Origin of the sequence: Bacillus sp. JJ634 (genome assembly GCF_036962285.1) — a bacterium.
GTDB lineage: Bacteria > Bacillota > Bacilli > Bacillales > DSM-1321 > Peribacillus > Peribacillus asahii_A.
Window position 1 is genome coordinate 1 of sequence record NZ_JBALMU010000181.1, and the last position, 18,992, is coordinate 18,992.

Here is an 18,992-nt window from a genome sequence, read left to right on the forward strand (position 1 = left end):
GATTATCCTTTTTGTTGTACAATTGCTTCTGCTTCGTCTATGGCATAGGGGAGGTAAAATTTGTACATTTTGTACCCGCCGATTAGGTTTATACTACCAATTACAATAAATATACCTGCTACGATGTATGTGACCATAGATTGAAATAGAAAAAGTTGATTGATTCCGAAGAAAGTTATAAAAGAGCCTAATGCCATTGAAGATTTACTAGAAATCCATTTTTTCTCCATTGGTAAACGAGTTCGCAATGATTTCACTTTAAAAAATACGTAGAGGGCTAATGAAACAATAATGAATACAACGAAAATAGGCATAAATGAGCAACCTCCAATACGAGAGAAATAATGCTGGTAAGCTAATTGTTAATAATATCCTTTTTTGTATTGTACCGTCAATCATAGAAAGAATTCCACTGAAAAGCAATTAAAGCTTTTTATTCTTTCCTGTTTTTGTTTAAATAGACATAGATAGAATGAAAAGGGGAGTATCATGAAAGCGACTATTTTAGAGGAAATTAAACAGTATGAGAAAATCATTATTCATCGTCATGTTCGTCCAGATCCTGATGCGTATGGATCACAAGGGGGACTAGCAGAAATTTTGAAAGCATCTTTTCCGACAAAACAAATCTATACAGTGGGGAAAGAAGAGCCATCGCTAAACTATTTACGAAGATTAGATGTGATTTCGGATGATGTGTACGAAGGAGCACTTGTTATTGTATGTGATACAGCTAATACAGCGCGAATTTGTGATTCACGTTATCTAAAAGGAGCGAAGCTGATTAAAATTGATCATCATCCGAATGCGGATCCATATGGTGACCTGCTATGGGTAGATACAAGCGCAAGCTCTTGTTCGGAAATGATTTATGAATTTTATTTAGCAGGTAAAGAACAAGGATTGAAGTTAAGCGATGAGGCAGCAAGGCTGTTATTTGCTGGTATCGTTGGGGATACTGGTCGTTTTCTGTTTCAAAGCACAACGGAAAAAACATTTGCTTACGCAAGTGAGCTGATTCATTATAACTTTTCCCGTCCTCAGTTGTTCCAAGAGATGTATGATGTAAGTGAAAATATCGTTCGTTTGAACGGATATGTGTTGCAACATTTCGAAGTGCTGCCACACGGAACGGGTAAAATGATTATCACGAAAGAGACTATGAAGAAATTCGGAGCAACTGCATCAGAAGCTTCACAATTAGTTGGAACACTTGGTTCAATCAAAGGGGTAAAAACGTGGGTATTCTTCATTGAAGAGGATAATGAAATTCGCGTTCGTTTCCGCTCAAAAGGCCCAGTTATTAACACGATTGCTAGAAAGTATAATGGCGGTGGACACCCGCTAGCATCAGGGGCCTCAATCTATTCTTGGGATGAAGTAGACCGTATACTTGCTGATTTAGAAGAATTAAATCAACAGGCGTAATAAAAAAGAAGCCTCAACGTTGAGGCTTCTTTTTCATTGTTTAGGGAGTTATGCGATTTTTAGAGGGTCGCTAAGTGTTTCCATATTCAGCTTCAGCGCTTGTACTTCTATCATTTTTAGGCGAGAGTACCCCTTCCTCAAGGAATGTGAAGGGCGATAGCCCAATGAGTAGGTAGGGGGTGAATCGCTTTCGGGTACGGTTTGCCAACTAAAGATGCCTTAAGGCAGACTGTTAGTAAATCAAGTATCCGACATGGTACAATATTCCTGTAAACGCTCTTTGACAACTGAACATATGAGGTTATGGCAGGAATCGTTGCTCTGCCACGTAAAATGTTCAAGCCAAACATCAGCCGAGGCACACAAATTGTGTAAAAACCAATAAGCTGAAAAGTAGTCTCGAAGGCATCCAAATAAGACCGACGAGATAGAGGGGTTGGGTGTTCTTAGCACACCAATGTGTCAACTCCGCTAACGTTAAGCGTTCAGAAATGTTCGATACGTTAGAAACCCCCACTTCAAAAATTCGTTAGAATTTTAAGTGGTGGGAGTATTCATAATCGCTCTAACTTTACCTCAATATACATATCTGTATAAAAGATGAGTTCTGTCACTTCTAAGCGATATTTTTTTTTATTAATGTCGATTATCTTATTCTCAATTGATTTTTTTAAAAGTATTCTTCCGTTGTAGATTGTTTTGACGTCTTTCGCAATGAGCGAAGCAAGGTCATCGCGAATAGCCTCTTCAGTCTCAGCGATGCTTAATGAATCTAATTTATAGTAGCTCCCGTTGATAATCTTTACTTGTACGTCTTGAATTGTTAATCCTTTTTCCGTTTGTTCATTTAGTTTGTGATATTCTTCTTCCCAAATGGAGATTTTTTGATTTAAATTTAAAATCGTTTCCTCCTGTTCTTGAATTTTGACAATTTGTCTTTCTTGCTGAATACCGAATAAATAAAAGAATAGCACCCAGCTTATAAGTGAGCCAAGTGCTACTCCAGCAAGGAATCGTTGCCAAGTTGGATTGCGGTGATAAGGAGGAATTCTCATAAAAGATGCTCCTGGGTGAACCAGTTGATGATGAGTGCGCCAGTTTGGGCACCGCCTAATGCAGATAGAATTAACAGTACTTGTTTGATAATGTCTTTCGTTTCCCCGTTGAAGATACCGCGCTCAAAACTGTACATCATATCGAAGGTTCCACCGATAGCTGCTACAATCGCCCAAATACGTAAATTATCAGATAAGCGGAATACGGTGGTCATTGGAGCTTGTCCCGTAAAAAAAGCAGAAAGTCCACCGATGAGGGCGCCCCCTAATAAGACCCCGAGTGAAATAAAATAGCTATTAATAAAGGCCGGAACGAAAGCTTCATTCATTTTTCCTCATCCTTTGTCTATAATGTGGTTTACTCTATTTATATGGGATTGTTTCCGGTAGTATGATACAAGTTCGATAAGGAGAACATATTTTCTTTTCTAACAGTTACCTCTATAATAAGGGAAAATAGGCTTTAAAAAAGGAGGGAGAAAGATTTGTTTACTCATCTCCATATTCAGAGCGGGTATAGTTTATTGAATTCAACAGTAAAAATTGATGAGCTCGTCGCTAAGGCGAAAGCAGATGGCATGGAAAGCCTGGCGTTATGTGATCGAAATGTAATGTATGGCTCGCTTTATTTTTATAAAGCATGTAAAAAGTACGGTATAAAGCCCATTATCGGCTTATTAGCGGATGTTCTTGATCAGGAAGAAAAGGCATATCCTCTTCTTTTATTAGCGATAAATCAAGAAGGCTATCATCATTTATTGAAAATTAGCAGTGCTATTCAAACGAAATCACCGCAAGGACTGCCGAGAAACTGGTTGAAGGCTTATGCGAAAGGGTTAATTGCGATATCACCGGGGGCAGACGGGAAAATAGAAAGCTTGCTTGAAGAGGGAAAGACTGAGGAAGCGAAAGAGGAAGCAAAACAGTTTCTCGACCTGTTTGGGCCTCAGCAATTTTATGTCTCTATTCAACGCCTTCAAATACAGGGGGAGGATCAACGGAACACAGCGGTGGAGCAGTTAGCTCAAGAAATGGGTATAAAAGTGGTTGTAACGAATCCAGTTTATTATTTAGAAAAGGATGATGCACTGGCTCAAGAAGTGCTGCTAGCTGTTGGCACTGGGCATAAGCTGGATGATGAAGAGCGACAAGTATTACCTTCCCGGCAATTTTATTTAAAAAGCATGGAAGAGATGCTAGAGCTTTTTGCGGATAAAGGAGAGGCGTTACAAAATACGCAATATATTGCGGCACAATGTCAGGTCAATCTCTCATTTCAGCGTGCACTTTTGCCGAAATATCCAACTGATCAAGGTGTTTCTAGTGATGAGATGTTAGAAGCTATTTGTTTTCAAGGGTTGAAAAAGAGGAAATCTCAACCATCTCCACAGTATGAAGAGCGGCTGCGCTATGAATTAGATGTGATTAAACGGATGAAATTCAGCGATTATTTCTTGATTGTATGGGACTTTATGAAGTTCGCAAGAGAAAATCAAATTTTAACGGGACCGGGGCGGGGGTCAGCAGCGGGATCTATGGTGGCGTATGTATTGCAAATTACCAATGTCGACCCAATTGAGCACTCCCTTCTTTTTGAGCGGTTTTTAAATCCAGAGCGAGTGACGATGCCGGATATTGATATTGATTTTCCAGATCATCGCCGTGAAGAAGTTATTGAATATGTTGTCCAAAAATATGGTGAACTCCATGTAGCGCAAATTATTACGTTTGGAACGATGGCAGCCAAAGCAGCGTTGCGCGATACAGGCCGAGTTTTCGGCTTAAATCCAAAAGAGCAGGAAACATTGTCGAAAATGATTCCCAATCGCTTGGGCATCACATTAAAGGAAGCTTATCAAGAATCTAAGCGTCTTCAAGCATTTGTTCAAGAAAACGAGCGTTATCAAATGCTTTTCTCAATTGCAATGACGCTGGAAGGATTGCCAAGGCACACGTCTACCCATGCAGCGGGTGTCATTATTAGCGATATACCGCTTACAGACATTATCCCTATTCAAACGGGACATGCCGGTATCTATTTAACACAATTTCCGATGGATCTTCTCGAGGAAATAGGTCTCTTAAAAATGGATTTCCTCGGTTTACGGAACTTAACGCTCATGGAACAGATTTTAACCAGTATTGAAAAAGGCACAGGTGAGAAAATTGATTTAGCGAAAATCCCGATGGATGATCAGGACACCTTTACGTTGTTTAGTAAAGGTGAAACAACAGGTGTGTTTCAGTTTGAATCGGAGGGGATTCGCAAAGTGCTTGTTAAGTTAAAACCAACGCACTTTGAAGATATTGTCGCGGTCAATGCCTTGTACCGGCCGGGACCGATGGAGAATATCCCTCAATTTATTGAGAGAAAACATGGATTAGCTCCAATTGATTATCATCATCCAGATTTACAGGAAATTCTTGAGTCAACGTATGGTGTTATCGTGTATCAAGAGCAAATTATACAAATTGCTTCTAAACTTGCAGGATTTTCACTGGGAGAAGCTGACTTATTACGTCGAGCAGTTTCGAAAAAAAAGAAGGAAATTTTAGATAAAGAGCGAAATCATTTTGTTATCGGTGCGAAAAATAAAGATTATTCTGACAAAATCGCTTCGAGCATATATAATTTAATTGTTCGCTTTGCAAACTATGGTTTTAATCGAAGTCATGCGGTTGCTTATAGTGTCATTGCTTATCAATTAGCCTACTTAAAAGCGCATTATCCGGCTCATTTCATGGCAGCGTTAATGACTTCCGCTATCGGAAATGAGGATAAAATTGCTCAATATGTTCGTGAGGCTAAGAAAAAAGGGATGATGATTCAATCGCCTTCTATTAATCGTAGTACTTATCCGTTTATAGCCCGACAAGATGGCATTCAATATAGTCTTGGAGCTATTAAAGGAATAGGAAGAACAGTTTTACGTGAGATTTTCTCGGCACGTCGCAATGGGAAATTCAGTGATTTGTTTGACTTCTGCTTACGTGTTTCCGGAAAAATTGTCACTCGTAAAGTGTTGGAGGTGCTCATTCATTCAGGTGCCTTTGATGAGTTTGGTCGTGACCGAGCAACGCTTTTAGCTAGCCTTGATGTTGCTCTTCATCATGCAGAGTTAGTAAAGCCAGATGAAGATTTGCTGGATTTATTGGTAGATGGAGAATTTTCACTGAAACCTAAGTATGTTGAAGTAGAGCCTATTCGTTTAGAAGAAAAGCTGCAGTTTGAAAAAAATGTACTAGGTCTCTATTTATCTAATCATCCAGTGAGCAGTTATCAAAAGCTATTTAAGCATTTTGGCTGTATATCGATTGAAGAAGCGACAAGAAAGAAAGAAGCAAAGGCATTGCTTGGTGTCTATATTTCGGCAGTGAAGACTATTCGAACGAAAAAAGGAGAGATGATGGCCTTTCTGACTATTAGCGACGAAGACGGCGATTTAGAAGCCGTTGTTTTTCCGAATAGTTATCGACAGTTTGCTGAAACAATTCAAACAAATGCAATAGTCATGTTACAAGGTACATTGGAAGAACGCGATGGAAAGCTTCAACTAAATGTCCAACAAATCTATTCAATCGATGAAGCTAAGCAACTGGCAAGCGAAGAAACAGGAACCCTTTTTATAAAAATAGAAAGCGACAAGCAAACGAAAGATACCTTATTACAAATTAAAAAAATTTTATTACAACATAATGGCAAAACAAAAGTAATGCTTTACTACGAACGGGAAAATCGTTATGTACAGCTATCTCTATGGGATTGGGTTCAGCCTAATGACCGTCTACATAATCGGTTAATTGACATTGTTGGGAATGGCAATGTCATCCTGAAGAGAGACTGACTGTTTACAATGGTCATAGTTATGTTAGAATGATTAAGTAGACCAGTGTGGTCTGACCACTTAAGTTCGTACTTTTTGATTATTGCCTAATTAGTTCAAGGAGTGAGAACATTGACATTAAGAGAACAAGCATTGCATATGCATCGTACAAACCAAGGGAAGTTAGAGACGGTTTCAAAAGTACCAGTTCGAAATGCAGAGGATTTAAGTTTGGCATACTCTCCTGGTGTAGCGGAGCCGTGCAAAGAAATTTATGAAAAACCAGAAACCGTATATGATTATACGATGAAAGGAAATACAGTAGCGGTTGTTTCCGATGGAACGGCTGTACTTGGACTTGGAAATATTGGTCCTGAAGCTGCGATGCCTGTTATGGAAGGGAAAGCTTTATTGTTTAAAAGCTTTGCCGGAGTCGATGCTTTTCCGATTTGTTTAAAAACGACTGAAGTGGATAAAATTATAGAAACTGTAAAACTACTTGAACCTACATTTGGCGGAGTGAATCTAGAGGATATTGCCGCTCCAAATTGCTTTGAGATTGAAGAAAGATTGAAGAAAGAAACGAATATTCCGATTTTTCATGATGACCAGCACGGAACTGCGATTGTGACGGTAGCAGGGTTAGTTAATGCGCTTCGTGTTGTTGGTAAATCAATGACGGAAATTAAAATTGTCGCAAATGGTGCAGGGGCAGCGGGTATTGCGATTATTAAGTTGCTCTATAGCTATGGTGTACGCGACATTATTATGTGCGATACAAAGGGTGCTATTTACGAAGGCCGAACAATAGGGATGAATGATGTTAAAGAACAAGTGGCACTTGTCACAAATCGTGATAAGAAGAGGGGTTCACTTGAAGATGTAATCAAAGGGGCAGATGTATTTATAGGTGTTTCTGCTGCAGGGGCACTAACAAAAGAAATGGTTGAGTCAATGAATGTCGATCCAATTATTTTTGCGATGGCAAATCCTGATCCAGAAATTTTACCGGCTGACGCTAAAGCAGCAGGTGCAAAAGTGGTTGGGACGGGACGCTCAGATTTCCCGAATCAAGTAAATAATGTGCTTGCTTTCCCAGGAATTTTCCGTGGTGCGCTTGATGTACGTGCAACGCATATTAACGAGAAAATGAAGGTAGCAGCTGTTCACGCGATTGCCGGTTTAGTAGAAGATCATGAGCTTCATCCGGATTATGTAATTCCTAGACCATTCGATGAACGAGTGGCACCTGAAGTGGCAGCTGCGGTAGCAAAAGCTGCAATGGAAACAGGTGTAGCAAGAATTAAAATCGATCCGGAGGAAGTAAAAGCTAAAACAAGAAAGCTTGCCCTCATTGGAAAAAGTGAGGCTTGATTTATGTGAGCAAGCGGCATTCCTCTTCCAAAGTTTATCTTGATGTAGTAGAAAATCTGCGCACTATGATTGAAGCAGATGGCCTACTTCCAGGAGATAAAATTCCTTCAGAACGTGAACTTTCAGAGCGGCTCGCTGTTGGTCGTTCTTCGGTTCGAGAAGCGTTACGTGCATTAGAGCTGTTAGGGCTTATTGAAACAAGACGTGGAGAAGGGACTTTTATTAAAGATTTCCAGGAGCATAAATTAGTAGAGCTTCTGGGAGCCTTTTTTTTACAAAATAATAAAGTAAATGAAGATCTAGTAGAGACGAGGAATCTAATCGAAATCGATTGTTTACGAGTAATAATAGCCCATGCTATAGATGATGAGATTGAACAACTCATACGTTGGGCCGAAAAAAACGATTTTAGTGATGAGGATTTTTTCTTACAAGTTGCGATGTGTAATCGTAACCGGTTACTAGAGAGAATTTGGCGAATTGTTAATAGTTATGCAAAAGCATCGACCTTTTCTGATACGAAAGTGAGTAAGCAAGCATATGAAACATTGCTTGAATATGTGAGAAAACGTGATGAAAATCAAGTTGTTGCAACATACATATCGCTTATCAGAAATATGTCGAAGAGCGAGTGACAAGATGTTACACAGTTTTTAGTACGATTCTGATACAGTATTAGGACAAGATCGATGCATAGACTAGGCGGTAAAGGGAGGATTCCAGCTTGCTTAAAGAGCTATTTATAAAATCCAAGAAGAAGTATGCAACAATTCCAGTTGACCGTGAGCAGCAAGATGTTCCGGCTGGGATTATGATCAAATGCCCCAACTGTAAAAAAATCATGTATACGAAAGAATTAGTGAAGAATCAGAAAGTATGTCTGCACTGTGACTATCATCATCCTATGTCGTCTTTTGAGAGAATTGCAAGTTTGTTTGACGAGGGAAGTTTTACAGAATATGATCAAGAAATGATTTCTGTCAACCCGCTTGAATTTCCGGACTATCTTGAAAAAGTAGAGAAAGACCGAAAGAAAGCGAATATTAACGAAGCGGTTGTGACAGGAGTAGGTACGATTAATGGGCACACAATTTCAGCGGCGATTATGGATTCTAACTTCAGGATGGGGAGTATGGGTTCTGTTGTCGGTGAAAAAATTACAAGAGCTATCGAGCGAGCGGCTGAACGGAATATTCCGTTTATTATTTTTACCGCTTCAGGTGGTGCGAGAATGCAAGAAGGCGTACTAAGTTTAATGCAAATGGCTAAAACCAGTGCGGCTTTAAAAATGTTTAGCGATAAAGGTGGACTCATTATTTCAATTATGACTCACCCAACAACAGGTGGTGTGTCGGCAAGCTTTGCTTCACTTGGCGATATTAATTTAGCCGAACCAGGAGCGTTAATTGGTTTTGCTGGACGACGAATTATTGAGCAGACCATTCGTGAGGAGTTGCCGGAAGATTTCCAAACGGCAGAATTTCTATTAAAGCATGGTCAATTGGATGCCGTTGTTTCGCGAACGGAATTAAAAGAAACCTTAACGACCATTCTTAAAATCCATACTCCAGGTGGTGAGTGGCAATGATTGGTGAATTAGAATTTGAACGTCCAGTCAATCAATTGCGCAGTAAAATTGAAGAATTAAAAGAATTAACGAAACATGCCGATGTTGATTTATCAAATGAAATTGCCAAATTGGAAGAGCGCCTGGCGAAATTAGAAAATGATGTTTATGAAAATATGAAACCGTGGGATCGTGTTCAAATTGCCAGACATCCGGCACGACCAACAACGCTTGAATATATTTCATTGATTTTCGAAAACTTTATTGAACTGCATGGTGATCGTTGCTATGGAGATGATGAGGCCATTGTGGCCGGAATTGCACAGTTTAATGGACAGCCAGTGACGGTAATTGGTCATCAACGAGGAAAAGATACAAAAGAAAATATTCGTCGAAACTTTGGGATGCCACATCCAGAAGGTTATCGTAAAGCATTGCGCTTAATGAAACAGGCGGAGAAATTCCGTCGTCCGATTATTTGTTTTATTGACACAAAAGGAGCTTATCCAGGTAAAGCAGCTGAAGAGCGAGGACAAAGTGAGGCAATTGCTCGGAATTTGTTTGAAATGGCAGGATTAAAAGTACCTATTATTTGTGTCGTGATCGGTGAAGGAGGAAGTGGCGGCGCCTTAGCACTTGGTGTGGGTGATCGTATTTACATGCTGGAGAATTCAACATATTCGGTTATTTCACCTGAGGGAGCGGCATCTATTCTATGGAAAGATGCTACTCAAGCAAAACGTGCTGCAGAATCGATGCAAATTACAGCTCCAGATTTATATCGCTTAGGTGTGATTGATGAAATTATTCCTGAGATTAAAGGTGGCGCTCATCGGAATATGAATGAACAAGCAGAGGCGATTCAAGCTGTTCTAGAGCGTGCACTCAAAGATCTTCTTCCTTTGGATAGCGAAGAGCTTGTTCATCAGCGGTATGTTAAATACAAGAAAATTGGTGAATATACGTTTACTGAAACGAAACAACAGTCAGTGACGGAAACAAAAGTTGAAGAACAATATACTAATTAATAGGAGCGTGTCGTCTTGGACGGCACGTCTTTTTTTAAGGCTTTGTGTATGCCCTGGTGTGATTAACAAGCTGGTTTACAGCCTTGTTTAAAGAAATAAGTAAGAAACTTCTCGACACGTTTTCTTGTCTAGCTTCGCCGGCTAAATCACTGTGAACAAGATAAGATTCACCAAAAGGTAAAGAGCGCCTTGAGGTTTTTTTTTCATTTTTTACCTGATCTGAAAGATCCGGTTTCGCTTTTCTTAATTTCGTGTAAATCTTTTTTCGTTTGACTTCAATTTCTCCTAAGAGTAATGTAGGCTTAAAGCATTACGATTAATGATTAAGTAAAAAATGACACGTTTAAATGATGAAGAGGTGAGAAGAATGAAGAAGATAGGCGTATTAACAAGTGGAGGAGATTCTCCAGGTATGAATGCCGCTGTTCGCGCGGTTGTTCGGAAGGCGATTTATCATAATCTTGAAGTATACGGAATTTATCATGGCTATCAAGGATTGATTGAAGGGGATATCAAGAAATTAGAATTAGGGTCAGTTGGTGATATTATTCATCGTGGAGGCACGATTCTACATACAGCTCGCTGCAAAGAATTTCAAACAGAAGCAGGTCAGCTAAAAGCCATTGAACAGTTGAAGAAATTAGAGATTGAAGGCATTGTTATTATTGGTGGAGACGGGTCTTATCGAGGGGCTCAAGCATTGACAGAGAAAGGGTATCCTTGTATTGGTGTACCAGGAACAATTGATAATGATATTCCTGGCACTGATTTTACTATTGGGTTTGATACAGCCTTAAACACGGTCATTGATGCAATCGATAAAATTCGGGATACAGCTACTTCACATGAACGTACATATGTGATTGAAGTGATGGGACGAAATGCGGGGGATATTGCTTTATGGGCAGGGCTTGCCGGCGGGGCGGAAACCATCTTATGTCCAGAATATGATTACGATATGGAAGAGCTTGTTGCAAAGCTACATCGCGGTCATGAACGAGGAAAGAAACATAGTATTATTATTGTCGCAGAAGGTGTTGGCAGCGGTGTTGATATTGCAAAAGAAATCCAAGAAAAAGCAGGGTTTGAAACACGTGTTACCGTGTTAGGACATGTACAACGCGGTGGTTCGCCATCTGCGCGTGATCGAGTGCTGGCGAGTCGATTAGGAGCTCGAGCTGTAGAGCTTTTGATGGAAGGTCAAGGTGGTAAAGCGGTTGGAATTGAAAAGAACAAGTTAGTCGATTATGATATTATGGAAGCATTGGCAAAGAAACACACAATTGATAAAAAAATGTACGATTTATCGGCTGAATTGTCGATATAATCCTTGTTTGAATTATGAAGGGGGTAACATCATCATGCGTAAAACGAAAATCGTATGTACAATTGGTCCAGCAAGTGAAAGTATAGAGAAGCTTATTCAGCTTATTGAAGGTGGAATGAATGTAGCAAGGCTTAACTTTTCCCATGGTAATCATGAAGAGCATGCAGTCAGAATTCGTAATATTCGTGAAGCTGAAAAGCAAACAGGCAAAAATGTAGCGATTTTATTAGATACAAAAGGGCCGGAAATCCGCACCCATAATATGGAGAATGATGCAATTGAATTAAAGGCTGGTTCGACTATCACTATTTCAATGACAGAGGTGCTTGGAACGCCAGAAAAATTCTCGATTACATATGAAGGATTACTTCATGACGTATCCGTCGGTTCAAAAATTTTGTTAGATGATGGTTTAATTGGTCTTGAAGTTATAAACATTGATGAAGTTGAAAAAGAAATACATACAAAAGTTTTAAATAGCGGTACATTGAAAAATAAAAAAGGGGTTAATGTCCCAGGTGTGTCTGTAAAGTTACCGGGTATTACTGAAAAAGACGAACAAGATATTATGTTTGGGATTGAACAAGGTGTAGACTTTATCGCAGCTTCTTTCGTTCGCCGAGCTTCAGACGTACTTGAAGTACGAGAACTATTACAGAAAAATGATGGCACACGCATTCATATTATTCCTAAAATTGAAAATCAAGAAGGTGTCGACCGTATTGATGAAATTTTAGAAGTGTCAGACGGTTTAATGGTTGCGCGTGGTGATTTGGGCGTTGAAATTCCAGCAGAAGAAGTACCGCTTGTGCAAAAGGAATTGATTCATAAATGCAATGAGCTTGGAAAGCCTGTTATTACAGCTACGCAAATGTTAGACTCCATGCAGCGGAACCCTCGTCCTACACGTGCAGAGGCTAGTGATGTAGCTAATGCGATTTTTGATGGAACAGATGCGATTATGTTATCTGGGGAAACAGCAGCTGGTCTGTATCCTGTTGAAGCTGTTCAAACGATGCATAATATTGCATCTCGTACAGAGACAGCGCTTAATTACCGTGACATTTTATCAAAGAGAAGCAAAGTTCACCGACATCAAGTAACAGAAGCTATTAGCCAATCTGTAGCACATACTGCTCATAATTTAGAGGTCGGCGCGATTATTACACCTACAGAAAGTGGTCATACAGCACGCATGATTTCGAAGTATCGTCCGAAAGCACCGATTATTGCGGTGACGGCTCATGAGCATGTTGTCAGACGTTTAGCATTAGTTTGGGGCGTATATCCGCAAATGGGACCTAGAGCGAATACAACAGATGAAATGCTTCAAATTGCCATTGACGAAAGCTTACATTCTGGCTTGGTATCTCATGGAGATTTGGTTGTGATTACAGCAGGTGTGCCAGTCGGTGAGAAGGGCACGACGAATTTAATCAAAATTCATTTATTAGGAGATGCTTTATTAAAAGCACAAGGTATCGGACGGAAAGCGGCGAAAGGAAATGTTGTCATTGCAAAAACAGCGGCTGATGCTTTGGAAAAAGTAACAGAAGGCTCTGTATTAGTAACGATTGGCTCTGATCGCGAAATGATGCCAGCGATTGAAAAGTGTGCCGCGTTAATTACAGAAGAGGGCGGTTTAACGAGTCATGCTGCAGTTGTTGGGGTTAACCTTGGCATTCCGGTTATTGTTGGGGCGGAAGATGCAACGAAGATTTTAACAGAAGGTCAAAGCATTACAGTAGATGCTAGTCGAGGCATTATTTACGATGGAGATTCACGCGTTTTGTAATATGATATTTTCGCTTGTTTGAGTAATAGGAGGTATAATGTAGGTATATACATTGTGCTGGAGGAATGTACATGAAATATATGTTGTTTTTACTCATTGCGCTGCCGGCCGTTGAAATTGCCATCCTATTTTTAAGCGGTCATTTAATTGGTATATGGCCAACGCTTCTTTTGATAATCATTACAGGCGTATTCGGTGTTTTTTTAGCGAAACGACAAGGAGTAGAAACATTGCGTAAAGCGCAGGAGCAAATGCGCTATGGTTCGATGCCAGGGCATGAAATCATCGACGGCATCTGCATTTTAATCGGTGGTGTTTTTCTGCTCTTGCCTGGTTTTGTATCAGATGTTATTGGAATTATTTTACTTCTGCCGTTTACACGCAATTTGTTTAAACCGCTTGTTATTGGGTTTATTATGAATAGAATGAATCGAGGAAGAGTCAACATTATTCGTTATAAATAGCTTAAAAAAATAAATATAAGTTGATGAAATCGCATCTCTAAAGCAGAGATAAACATCCTGCCCCTTATCACAACGATAAGGGGCAGGAAAGCTGCTTTGGAGGTGCTTTTGTCTTGTAGAAGGGACATTTATAGTGAATAAACGTAATTCATTTATGTTTTTGATTAAAAACATAATTTTGTACAGCGAGATAATCGGCTGTTGATCCGATGTCATACCTAGTGCCTGAAAGGACTTTTCCGTAACACTTGTCCTCTTGAAGGACCTTTTTAATAGCATCTGTTAATTGAATTTCTCCTCCAATGCCTGACTCTAGGTTTTCTAACGCTTTCATAATAGGGGGGGTAAATATATAACGGCCGACTACAGCGAGGTTGGATGGGGCGTTTTGTTGCGGTTTTTCTATAATATTTACAAGTTCATAGAGGTCTGAATCTACAGGTTTCCCATCAATGACCCCATAATTTTTTAAAAATTGCTCCTCTACTTTTGTTAAACCAATCACATGACTGTTTTTTTCCTCATATATGTCTATTAATTCTTTTAATCCGCCGCCAACGATAATATCGTCAGGAAGCAGTACGGCAAACGCATCGTCCCCTACGAAATGTTTTCCGAGACGAACAGCATCACCAAGTCCTTTTGCAGCTGATTGTCGAGTATAAACAATTTGAATATCCGGGATGTTTAATTGATGTAATAAGAACTCTTTATTTGCTTTTTTTAGAAACATTTCTAATTCTAACGAATAATCAAAATAGTCTACGATTAAGTTTTTGGAGCGCGAGACAATGATTAAGATTTGCTCGATACCAGCCGAAATGGCTTCTTCTACGACATACTGGATAGAAGGCTTGTCTCCGATAGGAAACATTTCTTTTGGAATGACTTTTGTGACTGGTAGGCTCCTTGTACCAAAACCGGCAGCAGGTATGATAGCTTTTTTAATCATGAGTACACCGACCTTCTTGACTGAAATTTCTATATAGTATTCCGTTTTTTGTAAACTGGCACATCCTTAAGGAAAATTAAGGCATCTGTCTTATCTTGCGCAGCACATATATTTTTATTTGTTTTAGCTCATTTAGCGGTGGTGAAGCGAACTGGAGATCGTTTGATTAGCATCGAACATAGTTAGTTGAGTAGTATAAACGTCTAAATTGAGCCCTTTTTAGACAGATGGATAATCAGGCTAACGCTTTAGTTAATAGGATATACATGGGAGTTATTGGAAAGGAGAAGTAGACATGGAAATATGTGTAGTAGGGGCTGGTTATGTCGGATTAACATCCGCTGCTGTACTTGCCGATTGTGGCCATTCTGTTTGCTGTGTAGATACAAATAGAGAGAAGATACAATTGCTGAATCAAGGAGAGGTACCTATTTTTGAACCAGGTTTAAAAGAATTGATTATAAACAATAGAAGTCGCTTAACTTTTAGTACCTCTGTTAAAGAAAATATAGGAAAATATCCAGTTGTTTTTATTGCTGTTGGAACGCCTTCAGCTCCAGATGGTCAAACAGATTTAACATATGTTGATTCAGTTGTTGACTTGATTGCTAATTCTATCACTTCTTATAAAACGATTATTACAAAAAGTACTGTACCCCCTGGGAAAAATGAAGGAATTTTTCATCAGTTGATTCAAAAAGGTGTGAATCCGCAATTATTTAATATTGTCTCAAACCCTGAATTTTTACGGGAGGGTACAGCGATTGCTGACATGTTACATGCTGATAAGATTGTGGTAGGAAAACAAAAGAATGACCAAAAGTCACTCGATATTATAAAAGAAATCTATCAAAAAATAGAGGCTCCATATATTGTTACGACATTATCCGGGGCGGAAATGATTAAGTATGCGTCCAATGCTTTTTTAGCTACAAAAATCTCGTTTATAAATGAGATTGCTAGAATTTGTGATAAGTATGATGTCAATGTTGAGGATGTGAGAAAAGGGATTGGTTTAGATCCAAGAATTAATCCACATTTTTTACAATCGGGGCTTGGTTATGGCGGCTCATGTTTTCCAAAGGATGTTCGTTCTTTAGAACATAGTGCATTAAAGAAAAGGGTAACACCAATTATTTTACAGGCTGTTCAATCAGTGAATTACACGCAAGTGGACTACTATATAGAAAAACTATTAACGGTTATTCCGGATTTTACTGAAATGACGATTGCTGTTTTAGGAATTGCTTTTAAGCCGCAGACAGATGATACAAGGTATTCACCAGCTGTTCAGTTAATTGAAAGATTAAGCGCTATGAATCCTATGGTGCATACGTATGATCCAAAAGCTCGCCTTCCGTTTGCTAAAAAAGAGAATGTGGTTCAATGTGAGAATATCATTCAAGCTATTACAGGGTCAGACTGTATCATTATTGCTACGGACTGGGATGAATTTAAACAGATGGATTGGATGGAAATAAAAAAATTAATGAACGGTCATTGCATAGTCGATGCTAGAAACTGTATTGACCCAGAGTCTGTCGAGCAATATGGATTAAGGTATATTGGAGTGGCTCGCTCATGAAAATATTAGTTACGGGTGCTGCAGGGTTTATTGGTTCTCATCTATGCGAAAAGCTGCTAATGGATTCGGGGAATGAAGTGATTGGAGTTGATACATTTATCGGGCCGACGCCTAGGAAGTTAAAACAACAAAACGTACAAAACCTCTTACAACAGTCGCGATTTCAATTACTCGAAGCAGATTTATTAACAGTTGATTTAAAAAACATGCTTTCTGATGTTGATGTGATTTATCATTTAGCCGGAATGCCAGGTGTCCGCTCGAGTTGGGGAAAAGATTTTGATCCTTATGTTACGAACAATATTTTAGTGACCCAACGTCTTTTAGAAGCCGCGAAAGACCTGCCTCTTAAAAAATTTATCTATGCTTCAACGTCCTCTGTGTATGGTGAAAAAGTAGGAAAAGTAACTGAAGATGCCTACCTTACACCTCTTTCTCCGTATGGAATTACAAAGCTTACAGGAGAACATTTATGTCATGTGTATTTGAGAAGCTATAACGTTCCTGTTGTAACAGTCCGGTTCTTTACTGTATATGGACCGAGACAGCGTCCTGATATGGCGTTCCATCGATTTATTGCCCAAATTCTTAAAGGAGAACCAGTAACGATTTTTGGAGATGGAAACCAATCAAGAGATTTTACCTATATAAGTGACTGTATTGAGGGTATTTTTCCTCTTGCTTACCAGGAAGGATTGATTGGCCAGACAATTAATATCGGTGGAAAGGAACGAGCGACTGTTAATGAAGTAATTGCTCTGATCGAACAAATAACAGGGAAACAAGCAAGTTTTCACTATTCGGAAACTATTAGTGGAGAGCCGCGTCATACATGGGCTGATATTTCTAATGCGCAAAAGCTATTAGGCTATAACCCAAATATTTCTCTAAAAGAGGGTCTGGCTAAAGAAGTAGAATATATCCGTTTTGTATATCAGATATGAGGAAGCGGACAGCATAGTCTTTGGAAAAAGTCATAGATTAACGGTCAAATAAAAGAATAATTAACATATTTTAATATGAAGTCTGTTTTCTTTTCACTAATCATCATTTTATAGAAAGGAGATGTTCGACATTAAGATTGCATTCATTTGTACGGAAATGCTGACCGTTCCCCCATTAAGAGGGGGAGCGATTCAAGTGTTTATCGATGGAGTGGCGCCTCATTTAAGTCAAAAACATGACTTGACGATATTCTGTATTACAGACCCCGATCTTCCTGACCAAGAAATCGTAAATGGTGTCGAATATATTCGAGTTTCCCGTGAGAATTATGTTTTCAATGTCGCTCGAGAGTTATCAAAAAAACAAGTAGATCAAGAATATTACGATGTCATACATGTATTCAATCGTCCTCGTGATGTTCTTATCTATAAGACTGCCATGTCAAAGAGTCGGTTTGTATTGAGTCTTCATAATGAAATGTTTAAGGAAAATAAAATCTCCACAGAAATGGGTAATTTAGTTATTAGAGCTATGGATAAAATTATGACGATTAGCGAGTATATTGGAGAAACGATTACCTCCCGCTTCCCATTAGCGAAAAGTAAGGTGAAGGCTGTCTATTCAGGAGTTGATTTTAAAAAATATAAACCGATTTGGAGCGAGGAGACACAAAATTTACGAAGAGAAATGCGTCAAAAGTATGGCGTGGAGGATAAGCAGGTAATTTTATTTGTTGGCCGCTTAAGTGTTGTAAAAGGTCCTGATATCCTTTTAAAAGCAATGAAGGGAGTTTTCAAAAAACAACACAATGCCGTATTGGTAATCGTAGGAAGTAAATGGTTTAGTGATGATAGAATTGATGAGTACGGATTGAAGCTGCGTCAGCTTGCTGAATCGTTAGGTGAGAATAAGGTCATTTTTACTGGCTTTCTGCCCCCAAGCGAAATTCCCGCTCATTTTTTGGTTGGAGATCTTTTTGTATGTAGTTCCCAGTGGCAGGAGCCCCTTGCCCGTGTTCATTATGAAGCGATGGGTGCGGGGTTGCCGGTTATTACGACGAATCGCGGTGGGAACACAGAGATTATTAACCATCTCCATAATGGAATTGTTATCGATGATTATTCGAATCCTGAGGCGTTCACGGATGCTATTTCCTATTTATTATCGAATAAGAAAGAAGCAGATTCTATTGGGAAAGCGGGCCGGAAGTTTGTGGAATCAAACTTTGGGTTTGAGCATGTAACCAAACGTTTGGAAGATCTTTATGCAGCTGCTATGAAAAGAAAAAAATCTTAGGAGGGCATCTAAATCAATACGATATTTTTAGAAGCGGTAAAAAGCTTAATCGCTTACTATTCTGTTGAAGCAATGATGAAAAAGGTTCCGTTTGATGAGAATCATACTGCATTTATGGTACATACGATTGATTATTTAAGAGACAATGGTATTCACATGCCAAGTGTCAGTAGAACTCATTCGGGAGAAGAATTTATGAAGATAGCTAGTTAGTATCTTGTCGTTTTTCAAGCGGTTCATGGAAGGCCACCAAAATATAAGTATGGAAATGAATTGATAAGCAAGTTGAAAAGATTTAAATAATTCAAAAGAAAAACAGACCCGAGAGTAAGTATCTCGGGTCTGTTTTTCT

At 39.1% G+C, this 18,992-nt stretch carries 16 protein-coding genes; 12 read left to right on the forward strand and 4 right to left on the reverse strand.

Going from position 1 to position 18,992, the window contains the following annotated elements; translation table 11 throughout:
* Window positions 1–2: 2 nt before the first annotated feature.
* Window positions 3–314 carry a YtpI family protein gene (locus tag V7068_RS20920; protein WP_499714393.1) on the reverse strand — a complete coding sequence of 104 codons (312 nt, stop codon included), beginning with the start codon at window positions 312–314 and terminating at the stop codon, window positions 3–5.
* Window positions 315–489: 175 nt separating this feature from the next.
* On the opposite strand from V7068_RS20920, the gene V7068_RS20925 reads away from it, so the two are divergent.
* On the forward strand, window positions 490–1,428 hold the full coding sequence (locus V7068_RS20925) for a DHH family phosphoesterase (protein WP_499714394.1): 939 nt from the start codon (window positions 490–492) through the stop codon (window positions 1,426–1,428).
* Between the two features lie 554 nt (window positions 1,429–1,982).
* Here V7068_RS20925 and ytrI read toward each other — a convergent pair.
* Both ytrI and ytrH read right to left on the reverse strand, forming a co-directional pair.
* Window positions 1,983–2,483 carry a sporulation membrane protein YtrI gene (gene ytrI / locus V7068_RS20930; RefSeq protein WP_499714395.1) on the reverse strand — a complete coding sequence of 167 codons (501 nt, stop codon included), beginning with the start codon at window positions 2,481–2,483 and terminating at the stop codon, window positions 1,983–1,985.
* Window positions 2,480–2,812: a sporulation membrane protein YtrH gene (gene ytrH / locus V7068_RS20935; RefSeq protein WP_127761631.1), complete on the reverse strand. Its 333-nt coding sequence runs from the start codon at window positions 2,810–2,812 to the stop codon at window positions 2,480–2,482. Before ytrH ends, ytrI begins: the two co-directional genes overlap by 4 nt.
* Window positions 2,813–2,968: 156 nt before the next feature.
* On the opposite strand from ytrH, the gene dnaE reads away from it, so the two are divergent.
* The 8 genes from dnaE to V7068_RS20975 all read left to right on the forward strand — a co-directional run bounded on the left by dnaE (window position 2,969) and on the right by V7068_RS20975 (window position 13,862).
* Window positions 2,969–6,328 (forward strand): DNA polymerase III subunit alpha, encoded by a 3,360-nt coding sequence (dnaE, locus tag V7068_RS20940; protein WP_499714396.1) that lies wholly within the window; start codon window positions 2,969–2,971, stop codon window positions 6,326–6,328.
* Between the two features lie 111 nt (window positions 6,329–6,439).
* Window positions 6,440–7,681 (forward strand): NADP-dependent malic enzyme, encoded by a 1,242-nt coding sequence (ystJ, locus tag V7068_RS20945; protein WP_499714397.1) that lies wholly within the window; start codon window positions 6,440–6,442, stop codon window positions 7,679–7,681.
* 5 nt (window positions 7,682–7,686) lie between these two features.
* Window positions 7,687–8,316 (forward strand): FadR/GntR family transcriptional regulator, encoded by a 630-nt coding sequence (locus V7068_RS20950; protein WP_499714398.1) that lies wholly within the window; start codon window positions 7,687–7,689, stop codon window positions 8,314–8,316.
* An 89-nt stretch (window positions 8,317–8,405) separates the two neighbouring features.
* On the forward strand, window positions 8,406–9,269 hold the full coding sequence (accD, locus tag V7068_RS20955) for an acetyl-CoA carboxylase, carboxyltransferase subunit beta (protein WP_252286986.1): 864 nt from the start codon (window positions 8,406–8,408) through the stop codon (window positions 9,267–9,269).
* On the forward strand, window positions 9,266–10,276 hold the full coding sequence (gene accA, locus V7068_RS20960; RefSeq protein WP_499714399.1) for an acetyl-CoA carboxylase carboxyl transferase subunit alpha: 1,011 nt from the start codon (window positions 9,266–9,268) through the stop codon (window positions 10,274–10,276). The genes accD and accA overlap by 4 nt, the downstream gene beginning before the upstream one ends.
* A gap of 367 nt (window positions 10,277–10,643) precedes the next feature.
* On the forward strand, window positions 10,644–11,603 hold the full coding sequence (gene pfkA / locus V7068_RS20965) for a 6-phosphofructokinase (RefSeq protein WP_499714400.1): 960 nt from the start codon (window positions 10,644–10,646) through the stop codon (window positions 11,601–11,603).
* A 34-nt stretch (window positions 11,604–11,637) separates the two neighbouring features.
* Window positions 11,638–13,398, forward strand: coding sequence for a pyruvate kinase (pyk, locus tag V7068_RS20970; protein WP_499714401.1), 1,761 nt, complete (start codon window positions 11,638–11,640; stop codon window positions 13,396–13,398).
* Between the two features lie 71 nt (window positions 13,399–13,469).
* Window positions 13,470–13,862, forward strand: a complete 393-nt coding sequence (locus tag V7068_RS20975) for an FxsA family protein (RefSeq protein ID WP_499714402.1) — start codon at window positions 13,470–13,472, stop codon at window positions 13,860–13,862.
* Between the two features lie 148 nt (window positions 13,863–14,010).
* Here the strand turns inward: V7068_RS20975 and V7068_RS20980 are convergent, their stop codons facing one another.
* Entirely contained in the window at window positions 14,011–14,814 is an 804-nt protein-coding gene (locus V7068_RS20980; RefSeq protein WP_499714403.1) for a UTP--glucose-1-phosphate uridylyltransferase, read from the reverse strand.
* Window positions 14,815–15,109: 295 nt separating this feature from the next.
* Between V7068_RS20980 and V7068_RS20985 the strand changes: the two genes are divergently transcribed.
* The 3 genes from V7068_RS20985 (at window position 15,110) to V7068_RS20995 (ending at window position 18,640) form a co-directional block, all read left to right on the forward strand.
* A complete protein-coding gene (locus V7068_RS20985) occupies window positions 15,110–16,399 on the forward strand; it encodes a UDP-glucose dehydrogenase family protein (protein WP_499714404.1) in 1,290 nt (429 codons plus the stop codon).
* Entirely contained in the window at window positions 16,396–17,343 is a 948-nt protein-coding gene (locus tag V7068_RS20990) for an NAD-dependent epimerase/dehydratase family protein (RefSeq protein WP_499714405.1), read from the forward strand. The genes V7068_RS20985 and V7068_RS20990 overlap by 4 nt, the downstream gene beginning before the upstream one ends.
* Window positions 17,344–17,539: 196 nt before the next feature.
* Window positions 17,540–18,640 (forward strand): glycosyltransferase family 4 protein, encoded by a 1,101-nt coding sequence (locus tag V7068_RS20995; protein WP_499714406.1) that lies wholly within the window; start codon window positions 17,540–17,542, stop codon window positions 18,638–18,640.
* The last annotated feature ends 352 nt before the right edge of the window (window positions 18,641–18,992 follow it).